The following is a 1,510-nucleotide window of genomic DNA, read 5'->3' on the forward strand; positions in this document are numbered from 1 at the left end:
TCTTTGTCTACTACCTATTTCATCAAAGGGGTCAGCGATGCTTTCTTACAGGGTCTTTGCCCATGAGTATAAATATTTGCCGACTGCTCCAAAACTGAGACTAAGCAGCTTTTTTGACGCTTTCCAGCTCTTGAAAATGGGGGATATCCTTTAACATTTTTTCTGGGCTAAATGCTATTCTCTTTTTACCAACCGTAAACAAAACACGGATTAATTTACAACATAAGGCGATCATTGACTGTTTTTTCTTTAATGGGTTTACATTTCTAGTCGTAAAATAGTGATGTAAAGCTTTAAAAGCATGGTTTTGAGCAATTAGCGGGAGAACAACCTTAAACAATAAAGAACGCAGTTTAGGACGTCCTCTTTTAGTTATAATCGTTTTCCCCTTCCACTTTCCTGAAGTCGCTAATTTAAGATTTAACCCTGCTAATTTTATAATTTGTTCTGGTGATTCATAGTTTTGAAGGTCTCCAATTTCAGCGAAAAACCCTGCAACTGTTATTTTAGCTATTCCTTTTATTGAGATCATTTCTTCAACACCGGGAATTTGTTTTAGAATCTCTTCTATTTCTCCCCAAACCATCTCTAGTTGTTCTTTAATAAGAGAATATTGGGCTAATAAGGTCTGTAATTTAAGTCTGGCCAGACTTCTACCTTCTTTTATTCCAATAGATTGGCGGGCTGCATCAAGAAGTTGACGGACTTTTTTTATGCCAACCCCTCGTTTTACTTCTTTACGAATTTCAAAAAGAATTTCTTCTTCCGAGTGCTCCAGTAATTCATCTGGGAATAATCCCATTCGTAAGACTTGTAAAGAGGCTTTTCCCTCCCACTTTCCAAAGGCTTTTATATATTCCGGGAAGAATCGGTCAAGCCATTGATGAACGCGTCCCTGAACAGTCTGTAAATCAGTTATTAGTTGATCATACAGGTTCATTCCTTCGCGGAGGTTAGAATATATGCCTTTCGGCAAATTCGGTTCTGAATAGCGCCCCTCTTCAATCAGCCTTGAAATAACTCGAGCATCTTTTATGTCATTTTTCGTTGGAGAATTATCATCGAGTTCTTTTGATTTCTTTACATGGGCTGGGTTTACTACCACAACCTTCATACCCATTTCTTTTAGCCAATAAGCCAGAGGCAGCCAGTAATGCCCCGTTGGTTCCATACCAAATATCACATTGTTTTTATTCTGTTTGATTTTCAAAACACTAACCCAATTTAAAAGAGAGGTAAACCCTTCAAAAGAGTTCTCAAAAGTTAGCGGTTTACCAAACTGGATTCCTCGGAAATCTTGCGCACGACCAACATGCTTATGTTTAGCAATGTCAATTCCAATAATTAACGTCTCTTCGGTCATTTGTAATATCTTTTGATTTTGTTTATACTTCATTTAAAGCCCTCCTTGGTTTAATTTAGGGTCCTGTGCACTGGACACCTCGTATCATACCAAGGGGGCTTTTTTTGTTCAAACCTCATTTTGCTTTAATACAGGAATGCTTTCTTA

At 37.6% G+C, this 1,510-nt stretch carries 1 protein-coding gene; it reads right to left on the reverse strand.

Features of this window, described 5'->3' with window-relative positions; all coding sequences use genetic code 11:
* Positions 1-100: 100 nt before the first annotated feature.
* Complete coding sequence (locus tag AC3WR0_RS25320; protein ID WP_492554841.1) at positions 101-1,396, reverse strand: IS110 family RNA-guided transposase; 1,296 nt, start codon at positions 1,394-1,396, stop codon at positions 101-103.
* Positions 1,397-1,510 lie beyond the last annotated feature (114 nt).

This window comes from Neobacillus sp. FW104-15D2 (assembly GCF_058790155.1).

Bases quoted from the DNA above. Each gene is read 5' to 3' on its own strand.
- AC3WR0_RS25320 (WP_492554841.1), bottom strand. From the start codon at position 1,396: ATGAAGTATAAACAAAATCAAAAGATATTACAAATGACCGAAGAGACG.